The sequence below is a fragment of the Hymenobacter psychrotolerans DSM 18569 genome, assembly GCF_900142395.1.
Taxonomy (GTDB): domain Bacteria; phylum Bacteroidota; class Bacteroidia; order Cytophagales; family Hymenobacteraceae; genus Hymenobacter; species Hymenobacter psychrotolerans.
This window is the reverse complement of record NZ_FRAS01000001.1, coordinates 168,553-185,618: the sequence shown is the minus strand read 5'-3', so window position 1 is coordinate 185,618 and position 17,066 is coordinate 168,553. Positions and strand designations below refer to the sequence as shown.

Here is a 17,066-nt window from a genome sequence, read left to right as displayed (position 1 = left end):
GCTTTCCAGAAGGCCCGTCCAGCAATCAACAATCAGCAACTAACAATCAACAATTGATAAATGGCTAGCTTAAAAGAAGTCCGCAACCGTATCGTATCGGTGCAAAGCACGCAGCAGATTACCAAAGCCATGAAGATGGTGGCGGCGGCTAAGCTGCGTCGTGCGCAGGATAACATCCTGCGGATGCGCCCCTACGCGCAGCGGCTCAACAGCATCCTGACGAACCTGACCGGCCTGGCCGGGGGCGAAGTGGTGAGCGAGTACGCCGTGCAGCGCGAAGTGAACCGGGTGCTGGTAATTGCCATTACCTCAGACCGTGGCCTGGCCGGCGCTTTCAACAGCAACATCTTTAAAGGGGTGAATGCGCTGGTGAGAGAACGGTACGCCGCTCAGGCGGCAGCGGGCAACGTGACGGTGATGGCCATCGGCAAGAAGGCGCACGACTACTTCAGCAAGCGCGGCCCGCTGCTGGGCAACTACACGCACGTCTTCGGCAAACTGTCGTTTGATACGGTGCGGGTAGCGGCTGAAGAGGCCATGGAAGGCTTCCGCGAAGGCCGTTTCGATGAGGTGGTGATGGTGTTCAACGAGTTCAAGAACGTGGCTACGCAGGTAGTGCGGGCTGAGCAGCTGTTGCCGCTGGTACCCGCCGAGCCGAACCCGGCCGCCACGACGACCTCGAACGTGGACTACATTTTCGAGCCCTCGAAAGAGGAAATCGTGCAGACCCTGATTCCTCAGTCGCTGAAGGTGCAGCTCTACAAGGCCGTATTGGAAAGCAACGCGTCGGAGCACGGCGCGCGCATGACGGCCATGGAGAAAGCCACCGAAAACGCCGGTGAGCTGCTCAAGTCGCTCAAGCTGACGTACAACCGGACCCGCCAGGCGGCCATCACGACCGAGATTCTCGAAATCGTGGGTGGTGCCGAGGCACTGGCTGCGAGCCGGTAAGCGGTATTCAGTAAAGCAAAGGCCTGACTCTTTGAGAGTCGGGCCTTTTTTTATGTGCCTGCCATCAAATATCTTACGCTCGCCTCTGAGTTGGCTGAAACTGCCGATAACTGCCGGAGGGCAGGTGTCGGTAAGAACAGGCGGCGGTCTGTGGGGCGGGCACTTTGCCACGCATTAACCTTATTATTCTCTTGCTCTATGAAACGTGCCGCTGTATGGGGTTGGCTGCTTGCTATAAGTGGGGTCGTTTGCCTGCCCCGGGCAGGCGCGTATGCGCAGGCCCCGGCCTGGCAGACTGCCCTAGCGGTGGGAGAGGGGGGCTTTTCCAGGGTGGAAGCCACCGCCACCGATGCCAGTGGCAGCTTGTATGTGGCTGGCTCGTTTTCGGGTACGGTGCGTGTGGGCACGACCACGCTGCGTAGTGCGGGCCAGTACGACATCTTCGTGGCAAAATGGAACCCGGCGACGGGCACATTCAGCTGGGCGCAGCGGGCCGGCGGCTCCGATAACGACAACGTGGGTGGGCTGGCCGTAAATGGGTCGAATGTATACGTGACGGGCTACTACTACAGTTCCCCCATGATAGTGGGTGGCGTGTCGCTGTCCCGCTACGGCGGCACCGGACCCGATGTGTTCGTTGCCAAGTTCACGGACCAGGGTAGCTTTGGCCAGGTGGCATGGGCGCAACGGGCGGGCGGCACCAACGTGGACTTTGCCGAGGGCATAGCCGTGAGCGGTACCAGCGTGTACGTGGTGGGCTCGGTGGCCAGCACTACGGCGGCATTTGGCTCCACCAGCCTGACGGGCAGCGGCGCCGACATATTTGTGGCCAAGCTCACCGACGCGGGCAGTACCGGCAGTTTCGTATGGGCCCAGCGGACCGGCGGTGCTTCCGGCGACGCAGCGCGGGCTGTGGTGGCCAGCGGCACAAGTGTGTACGTGGTAGGTGGGTTTGATAGTCCGTCCATCCGCTTTGGTAGCACCACCCTGACGGGCACTGGCGCCGACGAATTCGCTTTCAAGGCCTTTGTGGCCAAGCTCACCGATGCCGGCGCCTCGGCCAGCTTCACCTGGGCCAAGCGCTGTGGCAACCCCGGCCCGGCCAGCGCCTGGACCGTGGCCGTCAGCGGCGCGGCCGTCTATGTGGGCGGTACCTTCAACCAAACCAGCACTACGTTCGGGGCCACAACTCTTACCAATGCGGGGCCGGCCAGCACCAACGACGTATTCATCACCAAGTATCAGGATCTTGGCGCTGACGCCAGCCAGGGCTGGGCACAGCCCATCAGCGGACCTGCCGACGAGGGGCTGGCCGCGTTGGCCGTGCGCGGAACCGAGCTGTACGTGGCGGGCCGGTTTGGCGGTTCTGCCAGGGTAGGCAGCACTACCCTGACCGGCGCGGGCGTTGCCGACGTGTTTGTGGCCAGACTCACGGACCTGGGCTCGACCAGCAGCTTTGCGTGGGCCCAGCCGGCCGGAGGAACCGGTGACAACGATGCCCGGAGTCTGGCGCTGGCCGGTTCTCGTCTGTATGTGGGCGGGCACGTGACGCCACCGGCCTCTTTTGGCTCCCTGCAGCTTACCGACCCCGCTACCACGAAGGTGGGGTTCCTGGCTTCCCTCACCGACCCCGTCCTGGGGGTGGCCAGCGCTTCCCTGGCCGCCGGGCTGCGCGTGTGGCCCAACCCGGCCCAAACGGACGTGCGCGTGCTGGCGCCCACCCTGCCCGGCACGGCCCCGGCCACGCTCAGCCTGCTCGACACGCAGGGGCGCGTAGTGCGCACCCACACGGCCTCCGCCACCGACGCCGGCTGGCGGCCTCTGTCGGTGGCGGGCCTGGCACCGGGCCTGTACTACCTCCGTGTGCAGTGGGGGGCCGCCCAGACCGGCTGTTCCCTGGTGGTGGAGTAGGGGCGCGGCCGTCGCGGCCTGCCGCCGCGCACCTTGCGCCGGGCCGCGTCCGGCTGTGCCGCCGCCGCGTCAAGCCTGCCGGTCATTCCCGCGGCTACTTATTCCGGTGGCCCGTATCTTACGGCCTCTATGCTACAGCCCCGATACCTCTCGCCCGATACTGCTACGGCCGCGCTGCGCCGCCTCAAGCCCACCCCCGACGAGCTAACCGCCTTCCGGCAGCACCTGGCCGAGATGCTCCGGCACCTCGACCCGAACAAGATTGAGCGCCACGGCGAAACCCACATTCTCGACTTCCTGCGCAGCGTGAGCCGGCCCCCGGAGGGCGGCACGCGCTACGGCAACGTGCAGGACAAGCGCGACCTGGTGCTGCACCTCGGCGACACCGCCGACTCGCCGGTGGGCGTGGTGCTGGAAATCAAGGGGCCCAGGAACCCCAAGGAGATGCTGGCCCCCGACGACCTCAACCGCAAGGCCCTGCACCAGCTGCTGCTCTACTACCTCGAAGACCGCACCGACGACAAGGCCGACGACTTCAAGCGCCTCATCGTGACCACCGGCTACGAGTGGTACGTGTTCGACGCGCTGGACTTTCACCGCCTGTTCTTCAAGGACAAGGGCTTTGTGAAGGACTTCCAGACCTGGAAGGCCGGGGCCAAGGCTGCCACCGATACCGACTTCTTCTACAAGAGCATTGCCAGCAAGAAGCTGGCCGCCCTGGAGGGCGAGCTGCCCGTGGTGTACGTGGACCTACGCCCCGGCGTGCCCACCGCGCCCGCCCGGCTTACGGCCCTCTATCGCCTGTTTCACCCGGCCTACCTGCTCAAGGAGCCCCTCACCGGCCGGCGCGACCCCAATACCCTCAACCAGGAGTTCTACCACGAGCTGCTCTACCTCATGGGCCTGCGCGAGGACAAGCAGGCCGGCGTCCGCCGCATCGGGCGCTGCCCCGAGGACGCGCGGCAGCACGGTTCCCTGCTCGAAAACACCCTGCGCAAGCTCGAAACCGGCCACGGCCTCAACTACGTGCCCGAGGCCGACCGCCTGCGCTACGGCGACACCCCCGCCGCCCAGCGCGAGGGCGTGGCCCTGGCTCTCTGCCTGATGTGGGTGAACCGCCTGCTGTTTCTCAAGCTGCTGGAGGGCCAGATGGTGCGCTACCACGACGCCGCCCACGCCGCCGCCTTCCGCTTCCTGCACCCTCAGCGCCTCTCCGACTACGACGAGGTGCAGACCCTGTTCTTCGAGGTGCTCAACCGCGCCCCCGCCGACCGCACGCCCGACGTGCTGGCCGCCTTCCCCGAGGTGCCCTACCTCAACTCCTCCCTCTTCGAGCCCAGCGAGCTGGAACACCAGGCCCTGGACGTGAGCGGGCTGCGCGATGGGCTGGGGCTGGCCCCCTTCCCCGGCTCGGTGCTCAGCAGGAAGGGCGCCCCCGTCGTGCCCACCACCACCGCCCACACCAGCGCCGCCCCCCAGTGGAAGGCGCTGCCCTACCTGCTGCACTTCCTCGACGCCTACGACTTCGCCACCGACCCCACCACCTCCCACGCCGCCCCGCCCGCCGAGGCCCCGGTAGCGCCCGCCGCCCGGCCCCTGCTCTCGGCCGCCGTGCTGGGCCTGGTGTTCGAGAAAATCAACGGGTACAAGGACGGCTCGTTCTACACGCCGGGCTTCGTGACCATGTACATGGCCCGCCAGACCCTGGGCCGGGCCGTGGTGCGCCACTTCCGCCAGGCCCCCGACTTCCCGGAGCTGGCGCAGTGCGACACGCTGGACGATTTGCTGGATGCCGTGGCGCCCGCCAAGCGGCCCCGCCGCCGCGAGTACGCCGCCCACTTCAACACCCTCACCGTGCTCGACCCCGCCGTGGGCTCGGGCCACTTCCTGGTGAGTGCCCTCAACGAGCTGCTGGCCCTCAAGAGCCGCCTGGGTTTGTTTCTGGACGAGGAGGGGGCCGTGCTGCCGTATTCTCTGGACGTGGAGCACGACGAGCTGGTGGTCACCGATGCCGACGGCCTGCCCGCGCCCTACCGGGTGGGCTCCTTTGATGCCGAAACCGGCCAGCGCACCGTGGGGCCCGAGCGCACCCGCCTGCAGCAGGCCCTGTTCCGGGAGAAGCGCGCCCTGATGGAGCACGCCCTGTTCGGCGTCGACCTCAACCCCAACTCGGTGCGCATCTGCCGGCTGCGCCTCTGGATTGAGCTGCTCAAGCACGCCTACTACAAGCCCGATACCCAGTGGCGGGAGCTGGAAACCCTGCCCAACCTCGACCTGAACGTGAAAACCGGCAACTCTTTGCTGGCTCGCTTCCCGCTGGATGCCGACCTCTCGGAGGTGTTCCAGAAGGGTAAGTTCTCGCTCAAGGAGTACCGGGGGGCCGTGCACGACTACTTCAGCAGCCGGGGGCGCGACGACAAGAACCGCCTGCTGGGGTTCTTTCAGCAGCTGAAGGAGCAGTTCACGGCCGTGCTGCACAAGAAGGACAAGAAGCGCGAGGAGCTGCGCCTGGCCCGCAACAAAATCATCGTGCTCAGCACCCAGACTTCGCTGCTGCCCGAAACCAAGAAGCAGGAAGAAGCCCGCCACTTCGCGGTGCGGCAGCTGGAGCTGCGCGCCGCCCAGCTCCAGGCCGACATCGACGCCCACGAGCAGGGGGCCCTCTACCGCGACGCCTTCGAGTGGCGCTTCGAGTTTCCGGAGGTGCTCGACGAGGCCGGCCGCTTCCGGGGCTTCGACGTGGTGCTGGGCAACCCGCCCTACATCCGGCAGGAGGAGTTTTCGGCCCTCAAGCCCTATCTCAAGCAGCGCTTCGCCACCTTCGACGGCAAGGCCGACCTCTACGTGTACTTCCTGGAGCTGGGCCTGGGCCTGCTGAAGCCCGGCGGCGAGCTGTCGTACATCGCGCCCAACAAGTGGCTGCGGGCCGGCTACGGCGCGCCCCTGCGCCGCTGGCTGCCCGCCACCAATACCCTGGTGGAGTTCCTGGACTTCGGCGACCTGCCCGTATTCGCCGAGGCCACCACCTACCCGGCCATCCTCTCGGTGAGCCGGGCCGTGCCCACCCCCGACAGCCGCTTCCGCGCCGCGCTGCTGCCCAAGCTGCCCCCGCCGCTGCTCGATACGCTGGTGCTGGACCACGCCCGCCCGGTTACCCAGGCCGGTTTGCAGCCGGAAGGTTGGAACCTCGCCGACGATGCCAGCCAGGAGCTACTGACTAAGATGAAAGCTGCCGGTACGCCGTTGGGCGAGTATGTCGGTGGCAAAATATACTACGGCATCAAAACGGGCCTCAATCCTGTCTTCGTCATTAAAGAGGACGTTAGGAACAAGCTTGTTGCTGAAGACCCTAAGTCAGCGGAGATTCTGAGGCCATTTGCAGCAGGGCGTGATGTGAAGAGGTATCAGCCATTGGTGACAACGAACTATCTGGTTAGCTTACCTAGTGGCTGGACGAGGAAGAAGCTTGGATGGACAAAAAACAAGCGAGGAGTATACGCCATACCTCCCGTTACATCACCTAAGTATAAAACTCCTTGGGATGTGTTAGTTGCTCACTACCCTGCTGTTGCAGCCTATTTACTTCCACACGAAGCAGCGGCGGCGGCTCGTGCAGATAAAGGCCATTACTGGTGGGAGCTTCGTGCTTGCGACTATTACGATGAGTTCGAGAAGAACAAGATAGTCTATCAAGTATTTCAGGTTAAACCTGTCTTTACACTTGATACGCAAGGCACTTATGTCAATAACGCCACATACATCATTCCGGGAGAGGACTATTTTCTGCTAGGAATCCTCAACTCTAAGATTGGCTGGATGTTGATTGAAAATTACTGTACGCAGATTCAAAACGGCTATCAGTTGATCTTTGATTACTTCGGAAAGATTCCCATCCCCGCCGCCACGGCGGAGGAGCAGGCGGCGGTAGCGGCGCTGGTGGAGCAGGTGCTGGCCGCCAAAGCCGCCGATGCCGCCGCCGATACCCAGGCCCTGGAAACGCAGCTGGATGCGCTGGTAGCCGCCCTCTACGGCGTGGCGCTGCCCGCCTAAGGGGCCGCCCGCGCCAACCAAAACGGCCCGCCGCCTCTTTCGGGGCAGCGGGCCGTTTGGCGTTGCAATAGGATAGAATAGCGGGAGAAGCGAAAGGCCCGGCGGGCAGGCCGGCGCGGGCCTGCCGGGGTGGGCGCGGCCTACAGCGCGGCGCGGCGGGCCGTTACCTCGGCAATGGCCTGTTGCAGCTCCGGTACCTGCACCTGCACCTGGCGCACGTCCACGGCTTTCAGGAAGGCATCGGTGGGCTTGCGGGCCGTGGTGGTGGGGGCGTTCAGGTCCTGGGCGCGGCGCTGGGCCCGGATGAGCAGCCGGTTCAGCTCGGTGTGCTCGGTGGTGCCGGGCGTGAGGCTGGCCACCACCGGCGTGAGCCGGTCAATGGTGTCGTTGGCTTCCTTCAGGTTCTGGCTGCGGTCGGTGGCCCGGTCCGCCGACTGGTCGGCCTGCAAGTCGAGTAGCTGGTCGCGCACGGTAAACACGCGCAGCTCCAGATTCAGGGCGTTGAGCACGGTGTCGCACTCAGTCTGGGTGGTTAATAATTCAACAGGAAACGGCATAAAAAAAGGATATAGGTGGCGGAGTTGCCGGGCATAAGGTAAAGAAAAGGACCAGCCTGGCAAAGAGTGCGGCCGGGGGCATATCGAGCGTCAGGGGGGCGGCCCCATCAGGCGCCTATACCGCCAGGGCGGCTACTTCGGCGCGCAGGCCGGCTACGCGGGCGGCCAGCAGGTGCAGGGCGGCGGCGCGGACGGCGGGGGTGGGGTCGTCGCGGGTGAGGTCGTCGGAGAGGCGCGCCAGCCAGCGGGCATAGTGGGCCGCCTCGGCGGCCTCGGGCGGCGGCAGGGCGGCCCGGAGCAGCGCCAGCCCGTGGTGGCGGCGGGCCAGCCCGGCCATGCGGGCCTGCTCGGCGGCCAGGTGCTGGCTTAGCGTAAGCAGCCGCAGGCGCTGGTCGCGCAGGCGGCGGCGCAGCGTTTCCGGCTCGGGGGGGGCCGGGGCGTCGGGCAGGGGCGGAGCCAGCCGTTCGGGGGCGGGCAGCGGCAGCAGCGGGTCGTGCGGCGGGGGCAGCTCCGGCAGGGGCAGGCCGGTGCCCAGCGGTGGCGGCAGCAGGCGGGCCAGCAGCAGCAGGCGCGGCAGCAGCGCCCCGGGCAGCGGCTTGCGCCCCGCTTCCAGGTGGGTCACAAACCCCATGGACACGCCCAGGTAGTGGGCCAGCTGCCGCGTAGAAAGGCCCAGGCAGGCCCGCACCATGGCGGCCAGGCGCAGGCCGGAAGGCGCAGAAGAAGCGGGAGGGGAGGAAGGCATAGCGCAAGGTAGGCACCTGCCCCGGTATTCCGCAGGCTGCCTACCTGCCCCTGTAGCCAGGCCGGACCGCTGCCTGCCCGGAGCGGCCCGGCGCATAGGGGCCGGCCCTGCTTTGCTACAGCTTCATGTAGTGCCGCCGGGCCAGCTCCCTGCTGGGTTTGGGCGTGGCCGGGTGCCGGGCCAGCAGCTCGTGTACCTGCTCGGGCGTGATGCCGCGGAAGTCTTTGATGACGGTGAGCGGGGCCTGGAACTGCTCGGGCCGGAGGCTGGTGCTGACCCCGATGACGCGCATGCCCGCCCTGTACGCCGACTGCTCGCCGAGGATGGCGTCTTCGAAGACCACGCAGCGCTCCGGCGGCACGCCCAGCTGCCGGGCGGTTTCGGCGAAGGTGTCTTTGTGGGGCTTGCCCTTCGGCACGTCGTCCTTGCCCACCACCACATCGAAGTAGCGGCGCAGGTCGAGGTGGTCGATGATGTAGCCGATGGTGTCGGCGGCGGAGCCGGTGCCCAGGCCGATGCGGAAGCCGGCCGCGCGGGCCGCCTGCAGAAACGGCGTGAGGCCGGCCAGCTCGCGGCGCTTGTCCCAGTAGAGCACCCGGTAGAGCAGCTCGCGCTGGGCGGCGTACTCTTCCAGCTTCTTCTTCGGGACGGGGCTGGTGAAGACGGTTCGGAGGATAGTGGAGGCGGGCATACCGTTGAGGCGCTCCAGCAGCCGGCGGGCGTTGGTGGTCAGGCCCAGGTCGCGGAACAGGAGCTGAAAGGCGCGGGCCTGGTAGGGCGTATTGTCGATGAGCACGCCGTCCATGTCGAAGAGAAGGGCGTAGGGCTGGTCGGGCATAGCGAAAGAGTGCACCGCAGCAACGGCTGCGGCCGTGAAGGATTCTGAGAGCAAGTATACAAGAACGTCATGCTGAGCTTGTCGAAGCATCTCTACCGCTTCGTTGCAGAGGCCCAGGCCACTTAGTTAGCCAGCGGTAGAGATGCTTCGACAAGCTCAGCATGACAGAAACGGCGTTTTCGCAAATTTCCAAACACGCTCTGACAGCGCGAAGCCGGGCTTCGGCTTCTGCCTGTACGCGCGGGGTACGATTTGGCTGCCGGCGAAGCAATTCCGGTCGTTGGCCTCTATCTTTGGGGCCGCTTACGCGGGTAGCTGCTCCGGTGGCCCCGCTTCACTGCATTCCGATTTGAAAAAGAGCCTCTTATTGTTGCTGGCCGCCACGCTGGCGGGGTCTGCCTCCGGGCAGAAGAAAGGGAAGCCCCTGGCGCGGCCCAGGCTGGTAGTCGGCATCGTGGTAGACCAGATGCGCTACGACTACCTCTACCGCTACTGGGACAAGTACGGCAGCGGCGGTTTCCGGCGGTTGCTGGGCGAAGGCTTCAGCTACGAAAACACGCACTACAACTACGTGCCCACCTACACCGGGCCGGGCCACGCCAGCATCTACACCGGCACCACGCCCTCCATGCACGGCATCATCGGCAACAACTGGTTTGAGCGCGAAACCGGCCGCGGCACCTACGTCACGGAAGACCGGCGCGTGCAGTCGGTGGGCAGCACCAGCGAGCAGGGCCGGATGTCGCCGCGCCACATGCTGACCTCCACCATCACCGACGAGCTGCGGCTGGCTACCAACTTCCAGAGCAAGGTAATCGGGGTCTGCATCAAGGACCGGGGCTCTATTCTGCCGGCCGGGCACGCCGCCAACGCCGCCTACTGGTACGACGGCTCCAACGGCGCCTTTATCAGCAGCACCTACTACCAGCACACGCTGCCCGACTGGGTGACGAAGTTCAACGCCGAAAACCGCGCCGCCGCCTACCTCGAAAAGCCCTGGAACACGCTGCTGCCCCTGGCGCAGTACACCGAAAGCTCGCCCGACGACGTGCCCTGGGAGTCGGCGTTCAAGGGCGAAGCCAAACCCGTGTTTCCGCACGATTTGCCCACGCTGAGCGCCACGCTGCCGGGGGCCGTGCAAGGCGCGTTGCAGGCCACGGGGGAGAAGACAGGGCCTGCCCGCAACCTCGACCTGATCCGGTCTACGCCCTTCGGCAACTCGCTCACGCTGGATTTCGCGCTGGAAGCCGTGCGGGCCGAGCAGCTGGGCCAGCGCGGCCAGACCGATTTTCTGGCCCTGAGCTTCAGCAGCACCGACTACGTGGGGCACCAGTTCGGGGTGAATGCCATTGAAACCCAGGACACCTACCTGCGCCTCGACCAGGACCTTGCCCGCCTGCTTACCTACCTCGACAAAACCGTGGGCAAAGGGCAGGCGCTGGTGTTCCTCTCCGCCGACCACGCCGCGGCCCACTCGCCCGGCTTCCTGGCCGAGCACCACCTGCCCGGCGGCTCGGTGGGCCCGCGCCTCATGCAAGACTCCATTCAGCAGGCGCTGGTGCGCCGCCACGGCCCCGGCAAGTGGGTGCTGACCTACGAAAACCAGCAGGTGTACCTCAACCGCCCGCTCATCGCCGAGAAGAAGCTGAACCTGCGCCTGGTGCAGGACGAGGTAGTAGACATTGCCACGCAGCTGGCCGGCGTCAACCGCGCCATCACGGCCGACGACGTGCAGAAGTCGCACTGGGAAAGCGGCATGCTGATGTACCTGGAAAACGGCTACTACCCCAAGCGCAGCGGCGACGTGCTGGTAGTGCTGCAGCCGGGCTGGCTGGAGTCGTACTCGTACCCCGTCAACAAAGGCACCACCCACGGCTCGCTCAACAACTACGACACGCACGTGCCCCTGCTGTTCTGGGGCTGGCGCGTGAAGCAGGGCGAGTCGAGCCACCCGGCCAAAATCACCGATATTGCGGCTACGGTAGCCCGCTGGCTGCACATCCAGGAACCCAACGGCTGCACCGGCACGCCGCTGCTGGAAGTTCTTTCGGCCAAATAACCCGCCCGCCCGTAGTGCGGGTAGCCCCTGCGTCATACTCCTTACTTACTCATAACCTTAGGTGCAACCGGCACCTGCTTTTTCCTCATGGCTCATTTCAATCCCTGGCATGATGTGGCGCGCGGCAACGACGCTCCCAAAGTTGTAAACGGCATTATCGAAATTCCGAAAGGCTCGAAGGCCAAGTACGAGCTGGACAAAGAAAGCGGCTTGCTGAAGCTGGACCGCGTGCTGTTTTCGGCCGTGCATTACCCGGCCGCTTACGGCTTCATTCCGCAGACCTACTGCGACGACAAGGACCCGCTCGATATTCTGGTGCTCTGCTCGGTAGACATTGTGCCCATGTGCCTCGTGGAAGCCAAGGTTATCGGCGTGATGCAGATGATTGACGGCGACGAGGAGGACGACAAAATCATTGCCGTAGCGGCGCACGACATTTCCGTGAACCACTTCAACGACATTGCCGACCTGCCCCCGCACACGCTCAACGAAATGCAGCGCTTCTTCGAAGACTACAAGGCCCTGGAGCACAAGTCCGTAACCGTGGAGCGTTTCATGGGCCGCGAAGATGCCTACCGCATCATCGAGGACAGCATCACGCTCTACAACAAAACGTTCCCGAACGACGCAGCCGCCACGCCCGCCAGGCAGGCTACCGGCGTAGAGCTGTAGGCAGTCCGCCCGGCACTCAGCACAGCGCCTCTCTTCGCCAGCCGGTGGAGAGAGGCGCTGTGGCGTGTAGCAGGCTGGGCGGGCAGGTGCTCACGGGCTGGCACGACTACAACGACGAGCTGGAGCAGCTGAAGCTGCCGGCCCTCACGCTGGGGCAGTACCTCGGCTCCGGCCACTTCCCGGAAGCCACGTTTGAGAGCTGGGAAAGCGAGTTTCTGCAGATGGGCCTGTACGTGGGGCTCACCATCTGGCTGCGGCAGAAAGGCTCGCCGGAGTCGAAGCCCGTAGATGCCAGCCACGACGAAACGGGCAAGTAACGCCGGGGCCGTTGTACTTTTGGGTCCGCGCTTTTCCTTCTCTGCCCGCCCGGTTCTATGCGTCCAGATTCTCCTACGCCCGTTGGGGCCGCGTCCGCCGGTGCTTCGCGCCGTCCCAGCCGGCTGCGGCGCGCCACCGATGCGCTGCTCTACAGCAGCACGTGGCTGGCGCTGGCCGCGCTGGGCCTCACCTGGGCCACGTTCCTGTTCTGGCAAACCGCTATGCCGTGGCGGCTGGCCCTGATGATTTTCGCGGCCACCCTCTTCCTGTACAACATCGATAGTGTGCTGCCCTACAAGTTTCAGCAGCGGCTGGTGCTGAGCGGGCGCAAGCGCTGGATGCTGGAGCACCGCCGCGAGCTGTTTGCGCTGGCCCTGGCGGCTCTGGCGGTAGCTGCCACGCTGTTCTTTCTGGATGGCTGGCAGCCGCTGATGCTGTTTCTGGGGCATCTGGCCGCTATTTCCTTGCTCTACTCGCTGCCGCTGGCCCGGTGGCGCGGCCGGTGGCGGGCCCTGCGCGACCTGCCGCTGCTGAAGGTGTTCCTTATTGCCTATGTGTGGGCGGCCGTTACGGTCTGGATTCCGGCGCTGTACCTGGGCAAGGCGCTGGCCGCCCCGCTGGTAGTGGTGCTGTTTGCCCGCCGGTTTTTCTTTATTCTGGCGCTGGCTTTCGTGTTCGATATCCGCGACTATACCAAAGACCGCCTCACGGGTACGCTCACGTTTCCGGGCGTGTTTGGAGTGCGGGCTACCAAGCTGGTGGCGCTGGCGGCGCTGGCGGTGGCCAGCCTGCTGCTGCCCTGGGGCGTATCGGCGGCGCACCTGCTGGCCCTCACGCTGCCCGCCCTGCCCGCCGCCGCCGTCATCTGGTACGCCGACGAAACCCGCCCCGACTACTATTTCGCCCTGCTGGCGGATGGCATTATGCTGCTGCAGGTGCTGGCCGTCTGGCTGGCGGCGCTGTATTGGGGCTGAGCTGCACGCTATCCGCTGCCGCACGCCGCCCCGCCAGCTGCGGCAGCTGCGGCAGCTGGCGGGGCGGCAGCTGCGGCAGCGGATAGCGTGCAGCTTGTGGCAGTAATGCGTACCTTTGGGGCAAGTTCTTTCGCTCGCCAGGTTTGCCCCACAACAGGATATTTTCCTCTTTGCCAAAGTCGGTTGCCGGCTTTGTTGCGGCTTCGCACCACGTGTCTCTGCGTGATGTGCTGAACGGCTATTGCCTGGCTTTTTATACGGCGCCTAAGGTCTTCAATACCTAGGCCGGGTGTTTTCGGCCGCTGTGCCGGAGCCCTGGCCTCCCCACCCTCGTTTCCGGGTCCGTAGCAGTTCCGCCGCCGCACTTCTGTAGTAGCGCGCGGCCCCTTGCCGTACCTGCCAGTGTTGGTTTTCCGCTCAAAAATTCCCCTTAATCATGCTGTATTCTATCAGCGTAAGGCACACGGTGGCCTTACTGCTTCTTCTTGCTTATATTCTGGTAGCCGTAGCTGCCTTTTATCAGGTGCAGGCCCTGTGGGCGCTTCTGGTAGTGGTGCCCCTGCATCTGGCCTACCGGCAAAACGTCCGGCAGGCTACCCACTCGCTGCTGCGCAACTATCCGCTGCTGGGCTACCTGCGCTACCTGTTCGAGAGCATCCGGCCGGAGCTGCGCCAGTATTTCTTCGAGTCTGACCTGGACGGCCGGCCCTTCAACCGCCGGCAGCGCTCCATCGTGTATCAGCGGGCCAAGGATGTGCGCCAGACGGTGCCGTTCGGGATGCTCAGCAACAGCCAGGAAATCGGCTACGAATGGATTTCGCACGCCCTTTTCCCGACGCCGCTTCTGGATTCGGACCTGCGCGTAACGATTGGCGGCAGCCAGTGCCGGCAGCCGTACAGCGCCAGCCTCTACAATATTTCGGCCATGAGCTATGGCTCCCTGAGCAAAACCGCCATTCTGGCGCTGAGCGGCGGAGCCAGGCTCGGCGGCTTTGCCCACAACACCGGCGAGGGCGGCGTAAGTCCCTTTCACCTGGAAGGCGGCGGCGACCTGATCTGGCAGATCGGAACCGGGTATTTCGGGTGCCGCGATGCCGTGGGCGGTTTCAGCGAGGAGCTGTTTCAGGAGCAGGCCGCCCACCCGAATATCAAGATGGTGGAAATAAAACTGTCGCAGGGGGCCAAGCCCGGCCACGGCGGTATTCTGCCGGCCGCTAAAAACACGCCCGAAATTGCGGCTATCCGCAAAGTAGTGCCGCACACCACCGTGGCCTCGCCGCCTTCGCACTCCGCCTTCCACGACCACCTGACGCTGCTGTTGTTTGTGAAGCGCCTGCAAGCGCTGTCCGGGGGCAAGCCGGTGGGCATCAAGCTCTGCATTGGCAATGCGCAGGAGTTCGAGCGGCTGTGCCAGGAGATGCAGGCCACCGGCATCATCCCCGATTTTATTTCCATTGATGGCGCCGAAGGGGGCACTGGCGCTGCGCCGCTGGAGTTTTCCGACAGCCTGGGCATGCCGCTCTACGATGCCCTGGCCCTGGTGCAGCGCCTGCTGGTGCGCTACGGCCTGCGCGAGGAAACCTCGGTGCTGGCGGCCGGCAAAATCATTACCGGCATCGATATTCTCAAGGCGCTGGCGCTGGGCGCCGATGCCTGCTACAGTGCCCGCGGGATGATGTTCGCGCTGGGCTGCATTCAGGCGCTGCAGTGCGACTCGGGCCGTTGCCCGGTAGGCATTGCTACGCAGGACGCCAGCCTCTACCAGGGCCTCGACGCCGCCGACAAGCGCGTTCGGGTGGCCAATTTTCACAAAAACACGATGCACGCCACGCGGGAGCTGATGGAAGCCTGCGGCTTCCGCCGCCTGCGCGACGTCAGCCCCGGTAAGGTGTTCCGCCGCGTCGACCACGGCCACACGCTGAGCTTCCAGGATATCTATGGCCTGCAGGACACCGCCACGGCCACACCTGCTCACCTTTCTCTTCATCCACTCACCTAACCTGCCATGCCTCCCATTTATCTGACCAAGCTCGATTACGAACGACTGCTGCAAATTGTACAGACCGAACGCCTAAGCACCGGAAACCGGGTGATTGAGGGCCTGGGCCAGGAGCTGAAGCGGGCCAGGCTGGTGGCTTCGGATGAAATTCCGCCCGATGTCGTTACGATGAATTCGGTGGTGCGCCTGCGGGAGCTGAAAAGCGGCACCGAGCTGGAAATCACGCTGGTGTACCCCAGGGACGCCGACGCGGCGACACGCAAAATCTCTATCCTGGCGCCGGTGGCCACGGCCGTGCTGGGCTGCCGCGTCGGCGACGAGATAGAGTGGCCCGTTCCCAAAGGCACCGTTTCTTACCGGGTAGAGGCCGTTCTGTATCAACCAGAGGCCGCCGGCGACCTGTTCGTATAAACAGGTTCGTGCGGCTGGACTGAGCGGGTAGCACGCTCCAGCCTTCTCGCACGGCCACACCGCTAGCCATCCACCAATTCCTGCAGGGCCGGCCCGATGAAGCGCACCAAGTCGCTGGCAACGAGGCCGGCTTCGCCGGTTTGGGCAGCAGCTAAGTCGCCGGCGCGGCCGTGGGCAAAAACACCGAGCAAAGCGGCGTCGAGAGGGGAGAGGCGCCGGTCGGCACGCAGGGCCAGCAGCAGGCCGGTCAGCACGTCGCCGCTGCCGCCGCTGGCCATGCCGGGGTTGCCGGTGCTGTTGAAGTATACAGCGCCTTCGGGCGTGCCCAGCGCCGTGTACGCGCCCTTGAGCACGCAGTAGCAGCGGTGTTGCCCACAGAAGGCGCGCAGCTGTTCCAGGCGGTGGTAGTCGTCGCGGGCCGGCTCGCCGGTAAGGCGCTCAAACTCCTTGGGGTGGGGCGTAAGCAGACTGTCGGGGGGCAACAGAGCCAGCAGGTCGCGGTGCGTAGCCAGCAGGTTCAGGGCATCGGCGTCGAGCACCAGCGGAAGGTGGGGCGTGCGGTGCAGCAGCTGCCGGAGCACGGCGGCTGTGGCAGCTTCCTGCCCTAGGCCGGGCCCCATGCCCACAGCTGCGTAAGGTTGCAGTTCCGGTAGCTCCGTCAAGAACTCGCGGGCGGGGTCGGGCAGTGCCATAGCCTCAGGGGCCGAAATCTGCAGAATATCATAGCCCGCGGCCGGAATACGGACCGTGAGCAGCCCCACGCCGCCGCGCAGGCAGGCCTGGGCTGCCAGCACAGCAGCGCCCATTTTGCCATAGCTGCCCGCCAGTAGGAGCGCATGCCCAAACGTGCCTTTGTGGGAAAACTTTTCGCGCCGGGGCAGCTTTCTACGCAGAAAACCTGCGTCCACGAAATAGTTATCCACAGGCTCGTTGTGGATAAAGTTGGCGTCCAGGCCGATGGGTAGCACAGTCCATTCCCCCACGAAAGCGGCATTCTGAGGCAGCAGAAACGCCAGCTTCGGCAGCTCGAAACTGAGCGTATACCGGGCCCGCACCACGGCGCTGTCGGCGGGTTGCGGCGCATCGGCAAACAGGCCGGAAGGCACATCTATGGCCACCACAACAGCGCCAGACTGGCTCAGATGCTGCACTACGCGGGCTGCGAGGCCCTGCAGTGGCCGGCTGAGGCCGGTGCCGAACAACGCGTCCAGTACTACGGCCCCGGCGGGCAGCGCCGGTAAACTGTCGGCGCTAAGCTCAGTGCAGGGCACTTGCGGCGGCAGCCGCTGGCGGTTCAGCAGAAAGTCAGAGGAGTATCTATCCGAAGGCAGCAGCCATATCTGCGGCGAATAGCCGGCCGCGTGTAGCTGCCGGGCAATGGCCAGCCCGTCGCCGCCGTTGTTGCCAGGCCCGCACAAGATGTGCAGGGGCGTGGTAAAAGCAGGCTGCAATTCGTCGAGGAGCCAAGTGGTGCAGGCAGTGGCGGCGCGCTCCATCAGGGCATCGGAGCTGATGCGTTGCGCTTGCAGCGTGGCCTGGTCGAGGGCGCGGGTCTGGCGGGCAGGTAGGATTTTCATAGTA

At 65.1% G+C, this 17,066-nt stretch carries 13 protein-coding genes; 9 read left to right on the top strand and 4 right to left on the bottom strand.

Annotated features, from left to right (window positions below; translation table 11 throughout):
* The first annotated feature begins 60 nt into the window (after positions 1–60).
* The 3 genes from atpG to BUE15_RS00780 all read left to right on the top strand — a co-directional run bounded on the left by atpG (position 61) and on the right by BUE15_RS00780 (position 6,912).
* Positions 61–951 (top strand): ATP synthase F1 subunit gamma, encoded by an 891-nt coding sequence (gene atpG / locus BUE15_RS00790; RefSeq protein ID WP_073280789.1) that lies wholly within the window; start codon positions 61–63, stop codon positions 949–951.
* A 198-nt stretch (positions 952–1,149) separates the two neighbouring features.
* Positions 1,150–2,862, top strand: coding sequence for a T9SS type A sorting domain-containing protein (locus BUE15_RS00785; protein ID WP_139252064.1), 1,713 nt, complete (start codon positions 1,150–1,152; stop codon positions 2,860–2,862).
* Positions 2,863–2,991: 129 nt separating this feature from the next.
* On the top strand, positions 2,992–6,912 hold the full coding sequence (locus BUE15_RS00780; protein WP_073280787.1) for a type IIG restriction enzyme/methyltransferase: 3,921 nt from the start codon (positions 2,992–2,994) through the stop codon (positions 6,910–6,912).
* Positions 6,913–7,052: 140 nt separating this feature from the next.
* On the opposite strand, the gene BUE15_RS00775 is transcribed toward BUE15_RS00780, so the two are convergent.
* From BUE15_RS00775 to BUE15_RS00765, 3 genes are all read right to left on the bottom strand, one after another.
* Positions 7,053–7,469, bottom strand: a complete 417-nt coding sequence (locus BUE15_RS00775; protein WP_073280786.1) for a hypothetical protein — start codon at positions 7,467–7,469, stop codon at positions 7,053–7,055.
* 115 nt (positions 7,470–7,584) lie between these two features.
* Positions 7,585–8,214 (bottom strand): hypothetical protein, encoded by a 630-nt coding sequence (locus BUE15_RS00770; protein WP_139252063.1) that lies wholly within the window; start codon positions 8,212–8,214, stop codon positions 7,585–7,587.
* A gap of 115 nt (positions 8,215–8,329) precedes the next feature.
* Positions 8,330–9,052, bottom strand: a complete 723-nt coding sequence (locus tag BUE15_RS00765; protein ID WP_073280784.1) for an HAD family hydrolase — start codon at positions 9,050–9,052, stop codon at positions 8,330–8,332.
* A gap of 349 nt (positions 9,053–9,401) precedes the next feature.
* On the opposite strand from BUE15_RS00765, the gene pafA reads away from it, so the two are divergent.
* The 6 genes from pafA to rnk all read left to right on the top strand — a co-directional run bounded on the left by pafA (position 9,402) and on the right by rnk (position 15,485).
* Positions 9,402–11,111, top strand: coding sequence for an alkaline phosphatase PafA (pafA, locus tag BUE15_RS00760; RefSeq protein WP_073280783.1), 1,710 nt, complete (start codon positions 9,402–9,404; stop codon positions 11,109–11,111).
* Positions 11,112–11,198: 87 nt separating this feature from the next.
* Positions 11,199–11,783 carry an inorganic diphosphatase gene (locus BUE15_RS00755; protein WP_073280782.1) on the top strand — a complete coding sequence of 195 codons (585 nt, stop codon included), beginning with the start codon at positions 11,199–11,201 and terminating at the stop codon, positions 11,781–11,783.
* 44 nt (positions 11,784–11,827) lie between these two features.
* Positions 11,828–12,100 (top strand): DUF6766 family protein, encoded by a 273-nt coding sequence (locus tag BUE15_RS00750; protein ID WP_139252062.1) that lies wholly within the window; start codon positions 11,828–11,830, stop codon positions 12,098–12,100.
* Positions 12,101–12,157: 57 nt separating this feature from the next.
* Positions 12,158–13,075, top strand: coding sequence for a UbiA prenyltransferase family protein (locus BUE15_RS00745; protein ID WP_073280780.1), 918 nt, complete (start codon positions 12,158–12,160; stop codon positions 13,073–13,075).
* Between the two features lie 436 nt (positions 13,076–13,511).
* Positions 13,512–15,074, top strand: a complete 1,563-nt coding sequence (locus tag BUE15_RS00740) for an FMN-binding glutamate synthase family protein (RefSeq protein ID WP_139252061.1) — start codon at positions 13,512–13,514, stop codon at positions 15,072–15,074.
* Positions 15,075–15,080: 6 nt separating this feature from the next.
* On the top strand, positions 15,081–15,485 hold the full coding sequence (rnk, locus tag BUE15_RS00735; protein ID WP_073280779.1) for a nucleoside diphosphate kinase regulator: 405 nt from the start codon (positions 15,081–15,083) through the stop codon (positions 15,483–15,485).
* 62 nt (positions 15,486–15,547) lie between these two features.
* Here the strand turns inward: rnk and BUE15_RS00730 are convergent, their stop codons facing one another.
* Complete coding sequence (locus BUE15_RS00730) at positions 15,548–17,062, bottom strand: bifunctional ADP-dependent NAD(P)H-hydrate dehydratase/NAD(P)H-hydrate epimerase (RefSeq protein WP_073280778.1); 1,515 nt, start codon at positions 17,060–17,062, stop codon at positions 15,548–15,550.
* Between the last annotated feature and the right edge of the window lie 4 nt (positions 17,063–17,066).

What these genes read in the sequence shown, in the direction of transcription:
- BUE15_RS00785 (WP_139252064.1), top strand. Translation starts at nt 1,150, where the DNA reads ATGAAACGTGCCGCTGTATGGGGTTGGCTGCTTGCTATAAGTGGGGTC.
- BUE15_RS00780 (WP_073280787.1), top strand. Translation starts at nt 2,992, where the DNA reads ATGCTACAGCCCCGATACCTCTCGCCCGATACTGCTACGGCCGCGCTG.
- rnk (WP_073280779.1), top strand. Translation starts at nt 15,081, where the DNA reads ATGCCTCCCATTTATCTGACCAAGCTCGATTACGAACGACTGCTGCAA.
- BUE15_RS00775 (WP_073280786.1), bottom strand. Translation starts at nt 7,469, where the DNA reads ATGCCGTTTCCTGTTGAATTATTAACCACCCAGACTGAGTGCGACACC.
- BUE15_RS00765 (WP_073280784.1), bottom strand. Translation starts at nt 9,052, where the DNA reads ATGCCCGACCAGCCCTACGCCCTTCTCTTCGACATGGACGGCGTGCTC.
- BUE15_RS00740 (WP_139252061.1), top strand. Translation starts at nt 13,512, where the DNA reads ATGCTGTATTCTATCAGCGTAAGGCACACGGTGGCCTTACTGCTTCTT.
- BUE15_RS00730 (WP_073280778.1), bottom strand. Translation starts at nt 17,062, where the DNA reads ATGAAAATCCTACCTGCCCGCCAGACCCGCGCCCTCGACCAGGCCACG.
- BUE15_RS00745 (WP_073280780.1), top strand. Translation starts at nt 12,158, where the DNA reads ATGCGTCCAGATTCTCCTACGCCCGTTGGGGCCGCGTCCGCCGGTGCT.
- BUE15_RS00770 (WP_139252063.1), bottom strand. Translation starts at nt 8,214, where the DNA reads ATGCCTTCCTCCCCTCCCGCTTCTTCTGCGCCTTCCGGCCTGCGCCTG.
- BUE15_RS00755 (WP_073280782.1), top strand. Translation starts at nt 11,199, where the DNA reads ATGGCTCATTTCAATCCCTGGCATGATGTGGCGCGCGGCAACGACGCT.
- atpG (WP_073280789.1), top strand. Translation starts at nt 61, where the DNA reads ATGGCTAGCTTAAAAGAAGTCCGCAACCGTATCGTATCGGTGCAAAGC.